The organism is Vibrio sp. 10N.286.51.E5 (genome assembly GCF_041469125.1).
GTDB lineage: Bacteria > Pseudomonadota > Gammaproteobacteria > Enterobacterales > Vibrionaceae > Vibrio > Vibrio crassostreae_C.
Genome location: NZ_JBFRJZ010000065.1, coordinates 1 through 18876, shown reverse-complemented (window position 1 = coordinate 18876; position 18876 = coordinate 1). Strand labels below are relative to the sequence as shown.

The 18876-nt window shown below is 44.5% G+C and carries 17 protein-coding genes and 1 riboswitch; of the genes, 3 read left to right on the top strand and 14 right to left on the bottom strand.

The window, feature by feature from the left end; all coding sequences use genetic code 11:
• Positions 1 to 107: 107 nt before the first annotated feature.
• The 3 genes from AB4161_RS20140 to yfbV all read right to left on the bottom strand — a co-directional run bounded on the left by AB4161_RS20140 (position 108) and on the right by yfbV (position 3546).
• Positions 108 to 1574: a sensor domain-containing diguanylate cyclase gene (locus AB4161_RS20140; RefSeq protein ID WP_017069188.1), complete on the bottom strand. Its 1467-nt coding sequence runs from the start codon at positions 1572 to 1574 to the stop codon at positions 108 to 110.
• Between the two features lie 251 nt (positions 1575 to 1825).
• Positions 1826 to 2791 (bottom strand): ABC transporter substrate-binding protein, encoded by a 966-nt coding sequence (locus tag AB4161_RS20135; protein WP_372084084.1) that lies wholly within the window; start codon positions 2789 to 2791, stop codon positions 1826 to 1828.
• Positions 2792 to 3093: 302 nt separating this feature from the next.
• A complete protein-coding gene (gene yfbV, locus AB4161_RS20130) occupies positions 3094 to 3546 on the bottom strand; it encodes a terminus macrodomain insulation protein YfbV (RefSeq protein ID WP_017062168.1) in 453 nt (150 codons plus the stop codon).
• 341 nt (positions 3547 to 3887) lie between these two features.
• Between yfbV and AB4161_RS20125 the strand changes: the two genes are divergently transcribed.
• Both AB4161_RS20125 and pta read left to right on the top strand, forming a co-directional pair.
• On the top strand, positions 3888 to 5084 hold the full coding sequence (locus AB4161_RS20125; protein WP_017107306.1) for an acetate kinase: 1197 nt from the start codon (positions 3888 to 3890) through the stop codon (positions 5082 to 5084).
• 147 nt (positions 5085 to 5231) lie between these two features.
• Positions 5232 to 7397, top strand: coding sequence for a phosphate acetyltransferase (gene pta / locus AB4161_RS20120; RefSeq protein ID WP_017062170.1), 2166 nt, complete (start codon positions 5232 to 5234; stop codon positions 7395 to 7397).
• Between the two features lie 82 nt (positions 7398 to 7479).
• Here pta and AB4161_RS20115 read toward each other — a convergent pair whose 3' ends face one another.
• The 11 genes from AB4161_RS20115 to moaA all read right to left on the bottom strand — a co-directional run bounded on the left by AB4161_RS20115 (position 7480) and on the right by moaA (position 17619).
• Positions 7480 to 8418 carry a glutathione S-transferase family protein gene (locus AB4161_RS20115; RefSeq protein ID WP_372084081.1) on the bottom strand — a complete coding sequence of 313 codons (939 nt, stop codon included), beginning with the start codon at positions 8416 to 8418 and terminating at the stop codon, positions 7480 to 7482.
• A gap of 198 nt (positions 8419 to 8616) precedes the next feature.
• Positions 8617 to 9603 (bottom strand): murein tripeptide/oligopeptide ABC transporter ATP binding protein OppF, encoded by a 987-nt coding sequence (oppF, locus tag AB4161_RS20110; RefSeq protein ID WP_017062172.1) that lies wholly within the window; start codon positions 9601 to 9603, stop codon positions 8617 to 8619.
• Positions 9600 to 10571 carry an ABC transporter ATP-binding protein gene (locus tag AB4161_RS20105; RefSeq protein WP_012603544.1) on the bottom strand — a complete coding sequence of 324 codons (972 nt, stop codon included), beginning with the start codon at positions 10569 to 10571 and terminating at the stop codon, positions 9600 to 9602. Before AB4161_RS20105 ends, oppF begins: the two co-directional genes overlap by 4 nt.
• Before the next feature lie 42 nt (positions 10572 to 10613).
• Positions 10614 to 11516 (bottom strand): oligopeptide ABC transporter permease OppC, encoded by a 903-nt coding sequence (gene oppC / locus AB4161_RS20100; protein ID WP_019823598.1) that lies wholly within the window; start codon positions 11514 to 11516, stop codon positions 10614 to 10616.
• Positions 11517 to 11531: 15 nt separating this feature from the next.
• Positions 11532 to 12452 (bottom strand): oligopeptide ABC transporter permease OppB, encoded by a 921-nt coding sequence (gene oppB, locus AB4161_RS20095; RefSeq protein ID WP_017067676.1) that lies wholly within the window; start codon positions 12450 to 12452, stop codon positions 11532 to 11534.
• Positions 12453 to 12555: 103 nt separating this feature from the next.
• Complete coding sequence (locus AB4161_RS20090; RefSeq protein WP_372084079.1) at positions 12556 to 14187, bottom strand: ABC transporter substrate-binding protein; 1632 nt, start codon at positions 14185 to 14187, stop codon at positions 12556 to 12558.
• A 652-nt stretch (positions 14188 to 14839) separates the two neighbouring features.
• On the bottom strand, positions 14840 to 15295 hold the full coding sequence (gene moaE, locus AB4161_RS20085) for a molybdopterin synthase catalytic subunit MoaE (RefSeq protein WP_102321131.1): 456 nt from the start codon (positions 15293 to 15295) through the stop codon (positions 14840 to 14842).
• A 2-nt stretch (positions 15296 to 15297) separates the two neighbouring features.
• The gene (moaD, locus tag AB4161_RS20080) at positions 15298 to 15543 is read right to left on the bottom strand and encodes a molybdopterin synthase sulfur carrier subunit (protein ID WP_017063465.1); all 246 of its coding nucleotides are present in this window, start codon (positions 15541 to 15543) and stop codon (positions 15298 to 15300) included.
• Entirely contained in the window at positions 15540 to 16019 is a 480-nt protein-coding gene (gene moaC, locus AB4161_RS20075; protein WP_372084077.1) for a cyclic pyranopterin monophosphate synthase MoaC, read from the bottom strand. The genes moaD and moaC overlap by 4 nt, the downstream gene beginning before the upstream one ends.
• 12 nt (positions 16020 to 16031) lie before the next feature.
• A complete protein-coding gene (gene moaB / locus AB4161_RS20070; RefSeq protein ID WP_004734027.1) occupies positions 16032 to 16544 on the bottom strand; it encodes a molybdenum cofactor biosynthesis protein B in 513 nt (170 codons plus the stop codon).
• An 85-nt stretch (positions 16545 to 16629) separates the two neighbouring features.
• On the bottom strand, positions 16630 to 17619 hold the full coding sequence (moaA, locus tag AB4161_RS20065; RefSeq protein WP_009848642.1) for a GTP 3',8-cyclase MoaA: 990 nt from the start codon (positions 17617 to 17619) through the stop codon (positions 16630 to 16632).
• Positions 17608 to 17760: riboswitch (molybdenum cofactor riboswitch) on the bottom strand. Its footprint overlaps the gene before it by 12 nt.
• Before the next feature lie 194 nt (positions 17761 to 17954).
• Between moaA and AB4161_RS20060 the strand changes: the two genes are divergently transcribed.
• Positions 17955 to 18842, top strand: coding sequence for a YvcK family protein (locus AB4161_RS20060; protein WP_017062178.1), 888 nt, complete (start codon positions 17955 to 17957; stop codon positions 18840 to 18842).
• Positions 18843 to 18876: the final 34 nt, after the last annotated feature.

The following is an 18876-nucleotide window of genomic DNA, read 5'->3' as shown; positions in this document are numbered from 1 at the left end:
CAAACGTGTTTACCGGTGCAAATAAGCTTTGCTTGGTAGACACGTTCGCTCTTCCCTCTTTCATTTTCATTTTCATTTTCATACAAAGCATCGATTCAATAACGTGGTTAAAATTTAAGACGGTCTTTGCCCGTCGTCTTAGCCACGTACAGCTTTTCATCGGCGTACTTAAATATCTCATCGAAGTTAAGTTTACTTTGCTCAGTTTCAACAATGCAGACACCGCCAGACACCGTAAATCCATTTGGAATAATGTCGGCTGAAGTGGAACAAATCGCATTCTTCACTCGCTCTAATGTTCTCATCAAAGTTTCACGATCTTCGCCTTTCATATAAACGACAAACTCTTCACCGCCAAACCGTGCTGCAACGTCACTGCTTCGAATACTGTTGCTGATCTGACGCGACATATAACGAATCACATCATCCCCCTTATCGTGGCCGTAGGTGTCGTTAATTGACTTAAAATCATCAATATCGAAGACGGTTAATGCAAACAGTTGATCGTGCTCTACACTGCGCCAGAACGCTTCTAAGCCACGACGATTCAATAACCCTGTCATAGGGTCTTTGGCTGCGAGATCTTTGAAGTAACCACGTTCAATATTGGAATTGACGTAGAAGAAGATGGTTACTGAGAACAGATACACAATGATGGCAACAATAAGGCTGTCTTTCTCGTAGACGAAAAAGTGCTCAACCTCTTTCGCGATGTCTAATTTGTAATACATCGCATGGTGAGACGAGACACCATCCAGTTTGATCTCGTGATAAAAAGCCGCAGAATCTACCGGAGTCGCTAAAGTGGTATCAATGATATCGATCCGACCTGCAAGATGCTCATTCGAGTTTGCGAGCAGCTTGTCAGCATTAATATCCACCGACAGCATCCCTTGGTGAACGCCTTTATGGAATACAGGGATCGTCATACTGATTATACGGTCAAGGGAATCAAAACGATAACCAGGGCCTGAAAGGGTAAGTTGGTCAGGGTTGTTGGCTGTTTTCTGCCAATAAGGACGACTCTTTATGGTCGAGAGTAACTCTTTGCTCAGCCCTTTGGCAAAACCTTCAGGTGAAGAGATCACATAGCCGCTCGTATCAATAAAGTGCACGCCGGCATGGTATTCATCAAGCTGGGATAAAAATGAAAGAATAGGAGCTAACGCTATTTTTTCTGACGCGCTCTTATAACTATCACTGCTTTCAGAACAAAGAGACTCTTGACCAATTAGCATATAGTCGATATCGACAGAGGGAATGTCTGAGGTTTTACCGTCGGCAAGTAGCAATACATCAATAGGCCAGATTTGGCAAAGACCATCCACAACATGTTTGTTGTGATCAAGAAAGAGAGGGTTTCCTGATTTATAATAGTTGGAGAAGCTGTAGTCTAGGGCTGTCGCCACTTTTGTGGTTCTTTTGAACACATCTTCAATACGATGAAACTCACTACTGATATCTTTTTCTACCGCGTCAAAATGATTCTTTCCTATTAGACCAAGTAACATCGCGGCGATCACAGCGGGAAACCCGAAAACAAAGGTTAGGCTAAAGTGCCTATTTACTTTCATATAATGTGCTCTTAGCGTTCAGCTATTTTCATTTTCCCCATTAATATTATTACATTAATCGGCAATTCGCTCGACGTAAAATAATGTAAATTGATATTAACGACACACCTAACGGTCAAATAACCGCTTACAAATGAATAAAATAGAGAAGCGCCAACATATAGAGCAGGTGAGTTTGTTATCTGAGCCCATTTCAATGCTGTTAATAATATGACTTATGGCCTATTAGCTCACCTAACACCAAACTCAATTCACCGGCTAATGACCGCACGATCAATCACAGACTGAGGCAATGTGACACCAAGCTCACGAGCAGCATCCAAATTCACAACCAGTTGCGAACTCTGTGCAGTTTTAACACTCAGCTTCCCCGGTTTTTGTCCGTTCAGAATAGCAGCCACATAATCGGCGGTTTGCACCCCAACATCATAGTAATCTAGACCTAAGCCAGCTATCGCCCCCTTACCCACGTAAGACGTCGCTCCGGCAACCACTGGCGTTCCAGCCCGGTTCGCAGCTTCTATAAGCCCTTCGATACCACTTGCAACAGTGTTATCTGTCAATGCGTAAATAACATCAGACTTCTTAGCAATGGATTCGGTTTTTGATTCTACATCATCGATGGTTAGCGCTTTTTCAGTGTGCAGAGTAAAACCAAAATCTCGTGCCGACTTCTTTAATAGCCCAACTAACGCGACAGCATTTGCCTCGGCGGGGTTATAAACCACCCCGATTGAATCCGCATTAGGGAGTAATTCTTTAATAAGAGATACGTGCTGGGAAATAGGTGATAAGTCAGAAAGGCCCGTGACGTTTCGTCCCGGTTTATCCAATTGTTTAACAAGCCTTGCACCGATAGGGTCCGTAACCGCGGTAAACACGATAGGAATCGAGCGAGTCGCCGACACTAAGGCTTGTGAAGTCGGTGTCGCGATACCAACAAGTACATGTGGATTTTCACTGACGAGCTCTCTGGCAATCTTGGCTGCCTGAGCCGGGTTACCATTCGCCATTTCATAGGAGAATTCTAAGTTCTTACCGGGTTCATAACCATTGGCTCTCAATCCTTCAAGAAGCCCTAAACGTGTCGCATTCAGATCTGGATGGTCAACAACTTGTGAAACCGACACTTTGGCAACGTTTGCCATTGCATTGCCAGTCCATAGCAACATCAAGCAACTTAAAACCGCTGCCAATACCTTTCTTACAGAACTCATTATCGCTCCCTGAATCAAGCTCTACCCGTCATTACTCGCTCAAAGAGAACAACATCAAAACCACTATTGACATTATTACCAGTAACCATTGATAACTTGAAGTGATATTTAACAAAAATACAACAAGGCTCGAGTTATGTGAGAAAGGTTATATTGACTTCGGAGGAAGGTAAGAAACCAAGTGAATAAGGACAGGTAAGCTAAACGGAAAGTAAGCGAGGTAACAAAAAGAGGAGCAAATCTGAGAACAAGCTATAGAAGATGAATAGTTGTTCTCAGACAAGAGGGAGAGCTGGGATTCTTTAGAACCAACGCTCCATTGAGGATTTATCTAACTGACGAAAGGCACGATTTAAAATGATTGCCAATTCTTTATAGCGAGGGCGCGGCTTCATAGGCTCTAACGCAAAACCCGTTTCAGTGATCTTTTCATGCAGTTCGCGGTACCACGATACTAGCGCCGGCGGAAGTTGTGTATTTGAGCGATTGCCCAACCACCACATACCTTGTAGCGGCAAGCTGATCGCAAACAAAGCCATAACCACAGCCTGTGGCATCGCTTGGTAATTATTAAAGACCATTTGTGTAAGAACACTGATAGCGGCAATCGCAGGCATCACTTTCACGCCAAAACGGGTCGCTTTAATAATGCGTTGTTCTGGGAAGATCGCGTTTAACTCTTTTCGGACGGGCCAGAGATCCATGTACTTTTGGCCATCTTTTAAACTACTAGCTAAACCAACTCTATTGCTCATATGAGTCTCCCATTAAAAAAAAGTTGAAATCATCAACTAAAAACACAAAAATTTGACGAAAAATAATATTCTTTCAAATTTTTTTGTTATATTTGCACAATATCGCTATTATTTGCAGACCTCAATCTCATTGTTGCCCTTATTTACAATTTAAGCAACTTTGAGAAGACTTCTGCAAGGAATGCACAAGCCTCTTTTTGATAAAGAGCGCTTTCACTTTATACGGAAATTAACGTTTTTTTGACCAAGGTTAGTACGCAAGCCTATGTGCTTCGACTATTCTTGAGATTAATTTTCATCCTTAACTGATTTCGATCAGAAAAATAAACAGGTAGTCATTAATGTCTAAGCTAGTTTTAGTTTTAAACTGTGGTAGTTCTTCTCTTAAATTCGCTGTTGTTGATGCAGAAACAGGTGCAGAGCACCTAACTGGTCTTGCTGAGTGTCTAGGTCTTCCAGAAGCTCGTATGAAGTGGAAACTTGATGGCAAGCATGAAGCACAACTAGGCGCGGGCGCAGCTCACGTAGAAGCACTATCTTTCATGGTAGAAACTATTCTTGCTTCTAAGCCTGAGCTTAAAGCTAACCTTGGCGCTATCGGTCACCGTATCGTACACGGTGGCGAGCAGTTCACTTCTTCTGCACTTATCACTGATGAAGTTCTTAAGGGTATTCAAGACGCTGCGACTTTCGCACCTCTTCACAACCCAGCTCACCTTATCGGTATCGAAGCGGCTCAACAGAACTTCCCTGGTCTACAAAACGTTGCTGTATTTGACACTGCGTTCCACCAAACAATGCCTTCTGAGTCTTACCTATACGCTCTACCGTACAACCTGTACAAAGAGCACGGCATCCGTCGTTACGGCATGCACGGTACTTCTCACCTATTCATCACTCGTGAAGTTGCAGGCCTACTAAACAAGCCAGTTGAAGAAGTTAACATCATCAACTGTCACCTAGGTAACGGCGCTTCTGTTTGTGCTATCAAGAACGGCCAATCTGTAGATACTTCTATGGGTCTTACTCCTCTTGAAGGTCTTGTAATGGGTACTCGTTGTGGTGACCTAGATCCTGCGATCATCTTCCACCTACACGACGCTCTTGGTTACTCTGTTGAAGAAATCAACAACATGCTAACTAAAGAGTCTGGTCTTGCTGGTCTAACTGAAGTGACTTCTGACTGTCGTTTCGTTGAAGACAACTACGGTGAGAAAGAAGAAGCAACTCGTGCAATGGACGTGTTCTGTCACCGTCTAGCTAAGTACGTAGCTGGTTACACTGCAACTCTAGAAGGTCGTCTAGACGCAATCACTTTCACTGGCGGCATCGGCGAGAACTCAGGCCCAATCCGTGAAATGGTTCTTAACCGCCTAGGCATCTTCGGTATCGAAGTTGACGGTGAAGCTAACCTTAAAGCTCGTTTCGGCGGCGAAGGTACTATCACTACAGCTAACAGCCGTATCCCTGCAATGGTTATCTCTACTAACGAAGAGCTAGTAATTGCTGAAGACACTGCGAAACTAGCAGGTCTTTAATTGATTTTCCTGACTAGCTTCATTCGAAGCTAGTCAGTTTTTCATATCAAGAAAATGGGGCTCAACTTCTATTCCTACCCCAATTTAAATATCGGTGGGAATAGCAGTTGAGCTTTTTTTATTTCCAATAGTCAAAGGTGTTCGTCAATGTCACGTACTATTATGCTTATCCCTACAAGCGCTGGTGTTGGTCTTACTAGTGTTAGCATGGGTGTTCTTCGCGCTATGGAGCGTAAGGGCGTAAGTGTTTCTTTCTACAAGCCAATCGCTCAGCCTCGCAGCGGTGGTAACCAACCAGATCTAACGTCTACTATCATCAGCGCAAACAGCGACATTAAGATTGGTGAGCCAATCGCAATGACTAAAGCTGAAGCTTTGATCGGTAGCGAAAAAATGGACGAGCTTCTTGAGTCTGTTGTTGAGCAATACAACAAGATCAACAAAGACGCAGAAGTAACGCTAATCGAAGGTCTAGTACCTACTCGTAAGCACCCATTTGCTAACCAAGTGAACGCGGAAATCGCAAAAACACTTGGCGCGGAGATCGTATTCGTTGCGACTCCTGGTACTGACAACCCTACGCAGCTTAAAGAGCGTATCGAAGTAGCATGTTCTAACTTCGGCGGTACTAAGAACAAAAACATCAAAGGCGTAATCATCAACAAGCTTAACGCTCCTGTTGATGAAGCTGGCCGTACTCGCCCTGACCTATCTGAAATCTTTGATGATGCAGACAGCGCTCAGCAAGCGAACCTTGAAGTAATGCAAATCTTCAATTCTAGCCCTATCCGTGTTCTTGGCTGCGTGCCATGGAGCATCGATCTAATCGCAACTCGTGCGGTTGATATGGCTAAGCACCTTAACGCTGAAATCGTTAACGAAGGTGAAATCTCAACTCGTCGTATTAAGAGCATCACTTTCTGTGCACGTTCTCTACCTCACATGATTGAGCACTTCAAACCAGGTTCACTGCTAGTAACTTCTGCAGACCGTCCTGACGTTATCGTTGCTGCGGCTCTTGCTGCGAAAAACGGTGTTGAGATTGGCGCAATCCTGCTTACTGGCGGTTACGACATTCCAGAAAGCATTGCTAACCTTTGTGCACCAGCATTCGCTTCAGGTCTACCGATCTTCAAAGCGCAAGGTAACACTTGGCAGACGTCTCTAAACCTACAGAGCTTCAACCTAGAAGTGCCTGCAGACGATAAAGAGCGTATCGAGTTCGTTAACGATCACGTTGCAAGCCACATTGATGGCCCTTGGATTGATTCTCTATCTGAAGGTACTCAAGGCATCCGTCGTCTAAGCCCACCAGCATTCCGTTACCAGCTAACTGAATTTGCTCGTAAAGCGGCTAAGCGCATCGTTCTTCCTGAAGGTGATGAGCCACGTACAGTTAAAGCTGCGGCTATCTGTGCTGAGCGCGGTATCGCAACGTGTGTACTTCTAGGTAACCCTGAAGAAATCCGTCGCGTTGCAGCACAGCAAGGTGTTGAGCTTGGCGCTGGCGTTGAGATCATCGATTCTGCATCAGTTCGCGAAAACTACGTAGCTCGTCTAGTAGAACTTCGTGGCGCTAAAGGTATGACTGAAGTTGTTGCTCGTGAGAAGCTAGAAGATTCAGTATTCCTAGGTACTATGATGCTTGAAGCTGGCGAAGTTGATGGCCTAGTTTCTGGTGCTGTTCACACAACGGCGAACACAATCGTTCCTCCGTTCCAGATCATCAAGACTGCTCCTGATGCTTCTATCGTATCTTCAATCTTCTTCATGCTTCTGCCTGATCAAGTTCTTGTATACGGTGACTGTGCGATCAACCCAGATCCAACAGCTGAACAGCTTGCTGAAATCGCTATCCAATCTGCAGATTCTGCTGCGGCATTCGGTATCGACCCACGCGTTGCTATGATCTCTTACTCTACTGGTGAATCTGGTAAGGGTGCAGACGTAGATAAAGTACGTGAAGCAACGAAACTTGCTCAAGAGAAACGTCCTGATCTAGTGATCGACGGTCCTCTACAGTACGATGCAGCAATCATGGAAAACGTAGCCGCTTCTAAAGCGCCTAACTCTCCAGTTGCAGGTAAAGCGACAGTATTCGTATTCCCAGACTTAAACACGGGTAACACGACTTACAAAGCTGTACAACGTTCAGCAGATCTAGTATCTATCGGTCCAATGCTTCAAGGTATGCGCAAGCCAGTAAATGACTTGTCTCGTGGCGCTCTAGTAGACGACATCGTTTACACAGTAGCTCTAACGGCTATCCAAGCAGACCAAGCTGCACAAGCTGAAGAAAAAGTAGTTAACTAATTTTCTTTTTCAGAAAGCAAAAACCCTAGATGTTTATCTAGGGTTTTTTTACGCCTGAAGAAAAGCGGATTAATTAATGATTCTAACCACGTCCGTGAGGCGAATCTAAATCCAGATCAGGCCCTTTAGGCACCACTTGAGTCGGGTTGATACCAGTGTGGCTGTAATAGTAGTGGCGCTTGATGTGGTAGAAATCCGTAGTCTCTTTAATACCCTCTATTTGATAGAGCTCTTTTAGATAACCTTGGATATGTTTGTAATCCGCAATTCGTTGCTTGTTACACTTGAAGTGACCCACATAAACCGCATCAAATCGAACCAGAGTGGTAAACAAGCGCCAATCCGCTTCTGTAATCTCGTTACCCGCCAAATAGCGATGTTCGCTAAGGTGCGCATCTACTTTGTCTAAGGCTTCAAACAAGGCGTCATACGCTTCTTCGTAGGCTTCTTGTGTTGTCGCAAAGCCGGTTCGGTATACGCCGTTGTTGATGTTTGGGTAGATATAATCATTCCACTCATCAATCTTCTTGGACAACTCCCACGGGTAGTAATCATCGGTGTTACCCGTTAGCTCGTTAAACTCTGAGTTAAACATGCGAATGATTTCAGACGACTCGTTACTCACAATGGTGTTGGTTTTCTTATCCCATAAAACAGGAACCGTGACTCGACCTGAATAGTCCGGTTTGCCTTGGGTGTAGATTTGGTGCATGCGGGTATGGCCAAATAGAGGTTCAGGTAACCCCATTTGCCAACCTTCACTCATCATGTCTGGGCAAACAACCGTCACGTCAATGTGATCGGTTAGGTCTTTCAGCTCACGGAAGATAAGGGTTCGGTGCGCCCAAGGGCAAGCCAATGATACGTATAAGTGATAACGGCCGCTTTCAGGCTCAAACTGCGCGCCCGGTTTGTTCTCTATCCAGTGACGAAAGCCCGCATCTTCACGAACAAACTTACCACCGCTTTCTTTGGTGTCGTACCACACATCATGCCAAACACCTTCAACTAACTTACCCATATCCAAACCTCTGTCATCGAAACTTTTCTCTAGTATAAAAAAAGCCAACTTTTTCAAAACTAGAAGAAGTTGGCTTAGTTGTTCGAATATTTTGATGAAGCTTGTTGAGCGAACCAATAAGCCTAAGACAAAAAAAGCGCGACTCTAATAACTAGTCGCGCTTAAGCCTGTCACAGGCTGAACCGTTTTAAATAGGCTCTAGACTTGTACGTGCAAGCAAGATACTGCGTGAACGTCATCGCCTTGAATCGTTGGCTTAGTTTGCGCACACGCCTCTGTTGCTTGTGGGCAACGAGTACGGAACACACAACCTGATGGCGGATTGATTGGCGATGGGAGATCACCTTCCAACATCTGAATGGTTTTGCTGCGCTCTAAGCGTGGGTCTGGAATTGGAACTGCAGACATCAACGCTTTGGTGTATGGGTGCTTAGGATCAGAGAACAATGCATCTGATTCGCCAAGTTCTACCGCATTACCTAGGTACATCACCAATACGCGATCAGAGATGTGTTTAACAACCGACAAATCGTGCGCGATGAATACCAAAGACAAACCTAGCTCTTTTTGTAGCTCCTTCAGAAGGTTAACTACTTGAGCTTGGATAGATACATCCAGTGCAGAAACAGGTTCATCACAGATGATCATCTTAGGTTTCAAGATAAGCGCACGTGCAATACCAATACGCTGACACTGACCACCAGAGAATTCATGAGGGTAACGGTTGATTACGTTGGGTAGTAGACCAACCTTTGCCATCATCTCTTTAACTCTGTCCTTCACTTCTTGTTTAGAAAGTTCAGGGAAGAAAGTCTCTAGAGGCTCAGCAATAATATCGCCTACTGACATACGTGGGTTAAGCGATGCTAGCGGGTCTTGGAAGATCATCTGAATCTCTTTACGAGTCTCACGACGCTTCACTTCCTGCATCTTAGTTAGGTCTTGACCTAACCACATCACTTGACCTTCAGTCGCTTCAACCAAGCCGATAATCGCACGGGCAAAAGTCGACTTACCACAACCAGACTCACCTACTACACCCAGAGTCTCTCCTTCGTAAAGGTGAACATCAACACCATCAACCGCTTTAAGGTTTGATGGTTTTGCCCAAGGCCAAGCAGACTTAGCTGCAATGCTAAAGTGAACTTTCAGGTCTTTAATATCTAATAGTAATTCTTTACTCATTTTGTCCAAGTCTCCCAATCTGAAAAACAAGCACGCTGACGGTCTTTAGCAAATGGCTGCAAAATCGGTGCTTCTTGCTTACAACGGTCCATTACACGGTGACAACGGTCTTGGTAAGGACAACCTGTTGGTAGGCGAAGTAAGTTAGGTGGGTTACCTGGAATCGTCGGTAGAATTTCACCTTCGGTATCCAAACGAGGAATCGCTTTAAGCAGGCCTTCCGCATATGGGTGGCTTGGCTCGTAGAAGATTTCATCAACCGTGCCGTACTCCATTGTACGACCCGCGTACATCACAAGTACTTTGTCACAAGAACCAGCAACAACACCCAAGTCATGGGTGATCATGATGATTGCCGTATTGAACTCATCTTTAAGTTCGTTCAGCAATTCCATGATTTGCGCTTGAATGGTTACATCCAGTGCCGTTGTTGGTTCATCAGCGATAAGTAATTTAGGACGACACAGCAGTGCCATTGCGATCATCACACGCTGACGCATACCGCCAGAAAATTCGTGTGGGTACATGGTGATACGCTTACGTGCTTCAGGGATTTTAACCGCTTCAAGCATGCGTACTGATTCTTCAAACGCCTCTGCTTTACCCATGCCTTTGTGCAGCATAAGTACTTCCATCAACTGATCACTTACTTTCATGTAAGGGTTCAGTGACGTCATTGGATCTTGGAAGATCATCGCGATCTGTTCAGCACGAACCTTGTTCAGCGCTTTTTCAGGCAGGTTGAGGATTTCATTGCCTTCAAACTTTGCACTGCCTGAGATGATGCCGTTTTTAGCCAGCAGCCCCATCAGTGCAAATACCGTTTGTGATTTACCTGAACCCGACTCTCCAACAATACCCAGCGTTTCGCCTTGGTTAAGTGAGAAGTTCAAGTCGTTTACTGCGGTTACGATACCATCTTGCGTGGTAAATTCGACGCGCAGATCTTTGACATCTAATAAGCTCATTATTGCTTCCTTAATCTTTTATAGCTTTTAATTGCTATTTCGTTATCTGTCTTTTGGATCAAGCGCGTCGCGCAGACCATCACCTACGTAGTTAAAGCAGAACAGCGTAACTACCATGAATGCCGCAGGGAATGTTAATTGCCAGATTGCAACTTCCATTGTTTGCGAGCCTTCTTGAAGCAATGCGCCCCAGCTTGTCATAGGCTCTTGAACACCAAGACCAAGGAAAGATAAGAATGATTCTGTAAGGATCATGCTTGGAATAAGCAGCGTAGAATAAACCGCTACGATACCCAGTACGTTCGGTACGATGTGACGTGTAATGATCTTCCATTTGCTTACACCACATACGTGTGCGGCTTCAATGAACTCTTTACTACGTAGGCTCAACGTTTGACCACGTACAATACGCGCCATATCTAGCCAAGCAATCGCACCAATAGCAACGAAGATTAGGATGATGTTACGACCAAAGAACGTTACCAGGACGATTACTAGGAACATAAATGGTACCGCGTACAAGATCTCTAGGATACGCATCATCACTCGGTCAGTACGACCGCCGATGAAACCTGAAGCTGCACCGTAAAGCGTACCAATCAGTACCGCTACGAATGCGCCCATCACACCAACCATCAATGAGATACGACCACCGATAAGAGTACGAACGTACAAATCACGGCCTAAGCTATCAGTACCAAACCAGTGGTCCGCGCTTGGCGCTGCATGCATTGCGTACCAGTCAGTATCATCATAAGTGTACTGAGCAAGCATCGGTAAGAAGATAACCGCCAGTACCATAAGCGTAAGAATAAACAGGCTTACCATTGCCGCTTTGTTTCGCATAAAACGAATGCGGGCATCCTGCCACAAACTGCGACCTTCAATCTCTAAGCTCTCAGAGAACTTTTCGATCGCTTCTAAATTTTCTTTTTTCTTCAACATAACCATGCGTCCCTGTTAGTAGCGAATTTTCGGGTCAATTAGCGCTAGCAAAATATCAACGATTGCGTTGAACAAGATGAATAGGAAACCAATCAAGATGGTTACACCCATTACTAGCGAGTAGTCACGGTTAAACGCGGCGTTAACAAACAGCTTGCCGATACCTGGTAGGCCGAAGATGGTTTCAACAACAACAGAACCTGTAATGATACCTACAAACGCAGGTCCCATATAAGAAACGACAGGCAGCAGTGCTGGCTTCAGTGCATGTTTTAGAACGATGTAACGGTAACTTAGGCCTTTTGCACGAGCAGTTCGGATAAAGTTACTGTTTAGCGTTTCAATCATGCTACCGCGAGTAATACGAGCAAATGTGGCTACGTAAAGAAGAGACATCGCGATAACTGGCAGGACGATGTACATATAAGTACCGCCGTGCCAACCACCTGCTGGGAATATGTTCCAGTGCAGAGAGAACAGGTAAATAAGCGCTGGAGCCAACACGAAGGATGGCATTACTACCCCGAGCATAGCGGTCGACATTATGGTGTAGTCAATCCAGGTGTTGTGCTTCAAGGCGGCAATCGTTCCGACCGATACTCCCATAATCAGGGTAAAGATAAAGGCAATAAAACCTACCTTCGCAGATACTGGAAGTGCGACTGCGATCAGCTCATTTACGGTGTAATCTTGATATTTGAATGATGGACCAAAGTCACCTTGAACGATGTTAGTCAAGTACGTGGTGTACTGTTCAAATACAGGTTTATCTAAGCCGTATTTAGCTTCGATGTTAGCCATAACTTCTGGCGGTAATGGGCGTTCGCTCGAAAACGGGTTACCCGGTGCAAAACGCATGAGAAAGAAAGATATAGTGATCAACACCAACATGGTTGGAATCGCTTCGAATATCCTTTTCATAATGAATTTAAGCATAAACTCACTCTTTTCAGTCTGTGACAATTAAAAATTAAATAGACACTGCGTGCGATTTCTCGCACACAGGTCTAAGTTAGTTATATTTTATTTTTATAGGAGGTTATTTTGCTTTGATATAAAGATCTTTTGAATAGATCTTATCTTCGGCGTTACCTTCTGGGTAACCACCTAGCTGAGGTGATACAAGACGTGTTGTAACGTACTGGTAGACTGGAGCAATTGGCATGTCTTTAGCTAGCAATTTTTCTGCTTCGATGTATAGCTTAGTACGCTCTTCTTCTGAAGTAGAGCTTAGTGCTTTATCGATAATCTTGTCATAGTCTGCGCTCTTATAGTGCTGACCAGCAGTTGTATTTTGGCTAACCATCAATGTTAGGAATGAAGATGCTTCATTGTAGTCACCACACCAACCTGCACGAGCAACGTCAAAGTTACCAGTATCTTTACTGTCTAGATATGATTTCCACTCTTGGTTTTCGAGTTTCGCGTTAATACCAAGCTCTTTCTTCCACATTGATGCGATTGCTACAGCAAGCTTCTTGTGGTTTTCAGACGTGTTGTAAAGCAGGTTGAATTCAAGTGGGTTGCTCTTCGTGTAGCCCGCTTCTTCAAGAAGACGCTTCGCTTCAGCAATACGCTCTTTTTGAGAAAGTTGACCATACTCTGGAGTTACCGGGTCAAAACCAGCAGTAATTTCAGGAGTCAAGAAGTAAGCTGGTTTTTGACCTTGACCAAGAATCGCTTTCGTCACGATGTCACGATCCATCGCATAAGACATTGCTTTACGAACACGTACGTCGTCGAAAGGTGCTTTCTGTGCATTAAATTGGTAGTAATAAGTACACAGGTTACCCTTAATGTTTACATCTTCTGGGTATTCTTTCTGTAAGCGACGGAAGTGCTCGTTAGGAACTTCGTATGTGAAATCTAGTTCGCCAGAGAGGAAGCGGTTCATTTCCGCTACTTGGTTTTCGATTGGTAAGAATGTTACTTTGTTAAGAACTGTATGTTCGTTATCCCAATAATTTTCGTTGCGTACTAGTTCAAGACGCTCGTTAACTACCCATTGATTTGGAACAAATGCACCATTACCAACAAAGTTTTCAGGCTTAGTCCACTGGTCACCGAATTTTTCAACAGTTGCTTTATGTACTGGCTTCACTGTTGTGTGACCCATCATCATTACGAAATATGGGACAGCTGTATCTAAAGTCACTTCTAACGTGTAGTCATCTAAAGCTTTAACGCCTAGTTCACTCTTGTCTTTCTTACCCGCAACGATGTCTTTCGCATTCGCCATCTTGGTATATTCCATGTACCAAGCGTATGGAGAAGCAGTTAAAGGATCAACCGCACGTTGGAAGCTGTAAACGAAGTCATTTGCCGTTACAGGATCGCCGTTAGACCATTTTGCGTCTTTACGTAGGTGGAAAGTGAATGTTTTGTTGTCTGTCGTTTCCCAGCTTTCAGCTACTCCTGGGATAGTATTGCCGTCGCCATCTTGGTTCACTAAACCTTCTAGAAGGTCACGAATTACGTGAGATTCTGGTACACCTTGAGATTTGTGAGGGTCGAGTGTTGCAACTTCAGTACCGTTACCGCGAACAAGTTCCTGAACTTTTGCCAGTTCTGTGCCTGCTGGAACTTCAGCAGCGATAGAAAGAGTAGAAGAGGCAGCCACTGCCAAACCAGCACCTAGAAGAAGGGCCTGAGTGATTTTATTCTTGTACATTTAATAAACTCCAAGTTTTATGTATTGCATCCATGACTTCTTTGCTTGGTTCACTGAACGGCAGTGATTTAGATTTATTTAGCTCAAAATTTAAGCATAAAAATCTAAAACCTTACAAAGATTGAGGCACACACTATCAACCATTGAAGTAATTTGCCACAAACAAGTCGCAAAAAATCGGATAATTCTCCGAAATACTTAAGATATCAGTGTAAATATCTAAAAAATCCCAAATCAGTAGTGACTTGCATAGAGGGATTAATTAAAAAACAGCCTTTAGTGTTGATGTGTCTGTGTTGATGCTTTTTTTTAGCATCTTATGCTATAACACTGAGCGCAAATTAACATTAATGCCACATGAAATCTAATTGCACATCACATATCACCTAAACCGTCTACACTATTTGTGAGGATAATCACTTTATACAAGACAGCATAATGCTCTGCACCAAACCGGGTTATCCAATGCACCAATCAAGACAAAATTACGCGCTGAATTTATATGCAACCACAATGAATTATCATTTATCAAATCAATGATTATCTATAAATAGATTTATAGCAGGTACAAAAAAACCGACCTAAGTGGTCGGTTTTTGACTGTCTCATATACAAATGAGTAAATGCTGAAGCAACATCACTTTAAGAGAAATTACTTCTCCCAGCGTTCCGCTGCTTTCGTGTCTGAATCACGAGAATCAACCCAACGCGTCGTTTCGGTCGTGCGTTCCTTTTTCCAAAAGGGAGCCTTGGTTTTCAGGAAGTCCATAACGAATTCACAGGCTTCAAATGCAGCACCACGGTGTGCACTGGATACACCAACGTAAACAATCTGGTCGCCGATATCTAAGTCACCTACACGGTGGATAACACGCATCTTCTGAATAGGCCAGCGAGCCTCAGCTTGGTCACAGATCTCGCTCAGTGATTTCTCTGTCATACCCGGGTAGTGCTCCAGAGACAAACCTATCACATTGTCGCCAAGGTTCATGTCGCGCACTTTACCAACGAACGTCACAATCGCTCCGGCAGCTGTACCTTGAGCCAAGTAGTCGTATTCGTCGCCTACATAGAAATCCTCAGCTGTCACTAATACTCTTGGATCCATGCTTAGCCTCCAGTCACTGGTGGGAAGAAAGCCACTTCGTCGCCGTCTTTCACTTCAGCTGTCAGAGGTACGATTGATTGGTTAAGTGCAGCCAGAAGCTTCCCCTCTTCCAATGCGATATCCCATTTGCCTTCTTGTGTCACAAGATGACTACGAATCGCTTCAATCGTCTTAAATTGTGCATCAACTTCAACGCTGTCCACACCAACAAGTTCACGAGTTTGAGCAAAGAAAAGTACTGTAATCATGACTCCACCTTAAAGTGACCAGATTTACCACCTGTCTTCTCTAGCAGGCGCACGTTTTCAATAACAATGTCTTTCTGAACAGCTTTACACATATCGTAAATCGTTAACGCAGCCACAGAAGCAGCCGTTAGCGCTTCCATTTCTACGCCCGTCTTACCCGCAAGCTTACAAACAGATTCGATGCGAACCTTGTTTTCAGACTCGATAGCTTTAAGCTGCACTTCTACTTTAGTTAATAGCAGAGGGTGACACAGGGGTATCAGATCCCACGTCTTCTTCGCCGCTTGAATACCCGCAATACGTGCCGTTGCGAAAACATCACCTTTATGGTGGCTACCAGAGACAATCAGCTCTAGCGTTTCAGCAGACATTTGAACGAAGGCTTCCGCTCTCGCTTCACGTACTGTTTCCGCTTTAGCCGATACATCGACCATGTTTGCTTCGCCAGACGCGTTAATGTGTGTAAATTGGCTCATACTCAAACCGCCTTATACAGAAAGGTGTGGCATGAAGTTACAAGGACGGTGGCTAGCATCCATCTGTTGCTTGATGATCTTAGTCCAACCGGTGCGGCAAGCGCCTGTCGAACCTGGCATCGCAAAGATAACCGTGTGGTTAGCAAAACCCGCAATCGCACGAGATTGAATTGTCGAAGTACCGATCTCTTCGTAAGATACTTGACGGAATAGCTCACCAAAGCCTTCTACTTCTTTGTCGAACAGTGGCTTAAGCGCTTCAGGCGTGCTGTCACGAGAAGTGAAACCAGTACCACCCGTGATCATGATAGCTTGTACGCTTTCATCAGCGATCCATTTAGATACGATCGCACGGATCTTGTACATGTCATCAATAACGATTTGCTTATCAACCACGTTGTGACCCGCTTCTTTAGCATGCTCTGCTAGGTAACCGCCTGAAGTGTCGTTTTCTTCTGTACGAGTATCTGAAACCGTTAGTACTGCGATGTTTGCTGCTTGGAATTTGCTTTCTGCGTGACCCATTTGTTCACCTATATAAATTTTTCATTAGACTGATTCGCCCAGCCTGAAGAAGCTGAGCGATAAAATGCTTTAGAGTGTGAGCGGGTTAACCGCCGATTGACGCCAAGTTTGGAGTCATGCCGCTGTTGCCATCGTGTAAGAAGTGGCTAACGGACTTGGTTTGAAGCTGAGCCTGAATTCGATCAATGAGTTCTTGCTCTTGTTGATCTTCTTGAATCAGATCTCTCAGTTCAACACCATGGTCGCCAAACAGACATAAGTGAAGTTTACCGGTCGCAGAAACGCGCAGTCGGTTACAACTCTCACAAAAGTCTTTCTCGTAAGGCATGATCAAACCGATTTCACCCTTGTAGTCTGGGTGGACAAACACTTGCGCCGGGCCATCGTTAACGGCTTTGACTTTTAACAGCCAACCATTAGCAATAAGCTGGTTGCGAATCGCAACGCCAGACACATGATGTTTATCGAACAACTCGTCCATCTCGCCGGTTTTCATCAGCTCGATAAAACGTAATTGAATAGGTTTGTCTTTGATCCAATTAAGGAAGGCTGGTAATTCCTGACTATTGAGGTCTTTCATTAATACGACGTTGACTTTGACTTGTTCAAAGCCAACCTCAAACGCTTTATCAATGCCTCGCATAACCTCAGTAAACTTATTCTCACCAGTGATCTGATGGAACATGCGCGAATCTAAACTATCCACGCTCACGTTTATATGGGTTAAACCAGCATCACGCCATTGCCCTACTTGTTTCTCCATGCGGTAGCCATTCGTTGTGGTGGCTACTTTTTCGATGCCTGGAGTAGAAGCAACGGTATGTATGATTTCAGGAAAGTCTTTACGCAGACTCGGCTCTCCGCCTGTAATGCGGATCTTTGAGGTACCACAATCTGCAAACGCTTTAACAACGCGTTTGATCTCGGGAACACTTAAAAAAGACGAGTTTTTTTGCCCTGACGGTTTGTAACCATCTGGTAAGCAGTAAGTACATTTAAAGTTACAGACGTCTGTAACCGACAAGCGCAAGTAATAAAACTTGCGATGGAATCTATCTTCGAATTGTTGCGCCACGGAACACCTTTCCAAACACGGGAGGCATAATCATTTCCAATTAAGCCCTTGTGACAACATGTCACTGGCTCTTGATGCGTATCGGTACAGCAAATACCACTGTGCGACTTAGCATGCGAGAGCTCGGAGTTATGGCAACTGAGCGTTATATTCACACGCGCAGTAGCTGAGTAATAAAATACTTAATATTTGTACGTGAATCTAGCTCTGATGGTAAAAAACGGGTCACATCGGCAAAAAAAACGTATCAAACGCTCAAAATAACTCTTGTTGAGTATATAGCGAGAAGCATTTAACCTAAATTATAGTTGGTAATAACCTAACAAGAACAATAAATGAATATTTACTCTTCAAAGAAAGTCGTAGCAATCGGCGGTGGCCATGGCTTAGGTCGCATGTTAGCTGCATTAAAAGACTTTGGTAACAACGCAACTGGCATTGTTGCAACGACAGATAACGGCGGTTCCACCGGACGTATTAGAGATTGCCAAGGTGGCATCGCATGGGGAGATACACGCAACTGTATCAACCAATTAATCACAGAGCCTTCAATCAGTTCGATGATGTTCGAATACCGCTTTCGTGGTCAAGGTGAGCTAGACGGTCATAACTTGGGTAACCTAATGCTGACGGCGTTAGACAACCTTTCCGTTCGCCCATTGGAAGCAATTAACCTGATTCGAAATATGCTCAAGGTCGATGTCAATATCGTGCCGATGACTGAGCATCCTTCAGACCTCACGGCTCTATCAATGGACGGCCGCTGGGTTACCGGCGAAACCAACGTTGATGACATGACGGAAAAGCTGCGCATGATGGACTTGTCTCCAGAAGTGCCAGCAACCAAAGAAGCCGTTGCTGCCGTTGAGCAAGCAGACTGCATTGTCCTTGGCCCTGGAAGCTTTTTAACCAGTGTGATGCCCCCTCTTCTCCTTCCAGAGATTGGCAAAGCAATCTCTGAGAACACCAAGGCAAAAGTTATCTTCGTTGAAAACCTTTCACCAGAGCACGGTCCCGCAGGGAAAATGACGCTTCAAGAGCAATTGGAGTGGTGTGAACGTACCTGTAAGGCAAGGAAAATAGACATCGTGTTAGGCAATGAACCTCACCCGGAACTAGAAGTGCAATGGAATTGTGTGACCACAGATCTTGCATCGGCAAACCGAGATTGGCGACACGACCGTGTGAAGCTTCAACAAGCCATTGAAGCCCAGTTGGCGTAGCCATAGGTTCAAGCGACAATCGAGTAGGAGGAGG

Excerpts from the sequence above, each read along its gene's own strand:
- moaD (WP_017063465.1), bottom strand. The coding sequence starts at position 15,543 with ATGATTACAGTACTTTTCTTTGCTCAAACTCGTGAACTTGTTGGTGTG.
- yfbV (WP_017062168.1), bottom strand. The coding sequence starts at position 3,546 with ATGAGCAATAGAGTTGGTTTAGCTAGTAGTTTAAAAGATGGCCAAAAG.
- oppF (WP_017062172.1), bottom strand. The coding sequence starts at position 9,603 with ATGAGTAAAGAATTACTATTAGATATTAAAGACCTGAAAGTTCACTTT.
- oppC (WP_019823598.1), bottom strand. The coding sequence starts at position 11,516 with ATGTTGAAGAAAAAAGAAAATTTAGAAGCGATCGAAAAGTTCTCTGAG.
- AB4161_RS20090 (WP_372084079.1), bottom strand. The coding sequence starts at position 14,187 with ATGTACAAGAATAAAATCACTCAGGCCCTTCTTCTAGGTGCTGGTTTG.
- moaB (WP_004734027.1), bottom strand. The coding sequence starts at position 16,544 with ATGGGTCACGCAGAAAGCAAATTCCAAGCAGCAAACATCGCAGTACTA.
- AB4161_RS20115 (WP_372084081.1), bottom strand. The coding sequence starts at position 8,418 with ATGGGTAAGTTAGTTGAAGGTGTTTGGCATGATGTGTGGTACGACACC.
- AB4161_RS20105 (WP_012603544.1), bottom strand. The coding sequence starts at position 10,571 with ATGAGCTTATTAGATGTCAAAGATCTGCGCGTCGAATTTACCACGCAA.
- AB4161_RS20125 (WP_017107306.1), top strand. The coding sequence starts at position 3,888 with ATGTCTAAGCTAGTTTTAGTTTTAAACTGTGGTAGTTCTTCTCTTAAA.
- oppB (WP_017067676.1), bottom strand. The coding sequence starts at position 12,452 with ATGCTTAAATTCATTATGAAAAGGATATTCGAAGCGATTCCAACCATG.
- moaC (WP_372084077.1), bottom strand. The coding sequence starts at position 16,019 with ATGAGCCAATTTACACACATTAACGCGTCTGGCGAAGCAAACATGGTC.
- AB4161_RS20140 (WP_017069188.1), bottom strand. The coding sequence starts at position 1,574 with ATGAAAGTAAATAGGCACTTTAGCCTAACCTTTGTTTTCGGGTTTCCC.
- AB4161_RS20060 (WP_017062178.1), top strand. The coding sequence starts at position 17,955 with ATGAATATTTACTCTTCAAAGAAAGTCGTAGCAATCGGCGGTGGCCAT.
- AB4161_RS20135 (WP_372084084.1), bottom strand. The coding sequence starts at position 2,791 with ATGAGTTCTGTAAGAAAGGTATTGGCAGCGGTTTTAAGTTGCTTGATG.
- pta (WP_017062170.1), top strand. The coding sequence starts at position 5,232 with ATGTCACGTACTATTATGCTTATCCCTACAAGCGCTGGTGTTGGTCTT.
- moaE (WP_102321131.1), bottom strand. The coding sequence starts at position 15,295 with ATGGATCCAAGAGTATTAGTGACAGCTGAGGATTTCTATGTAGGCGAC.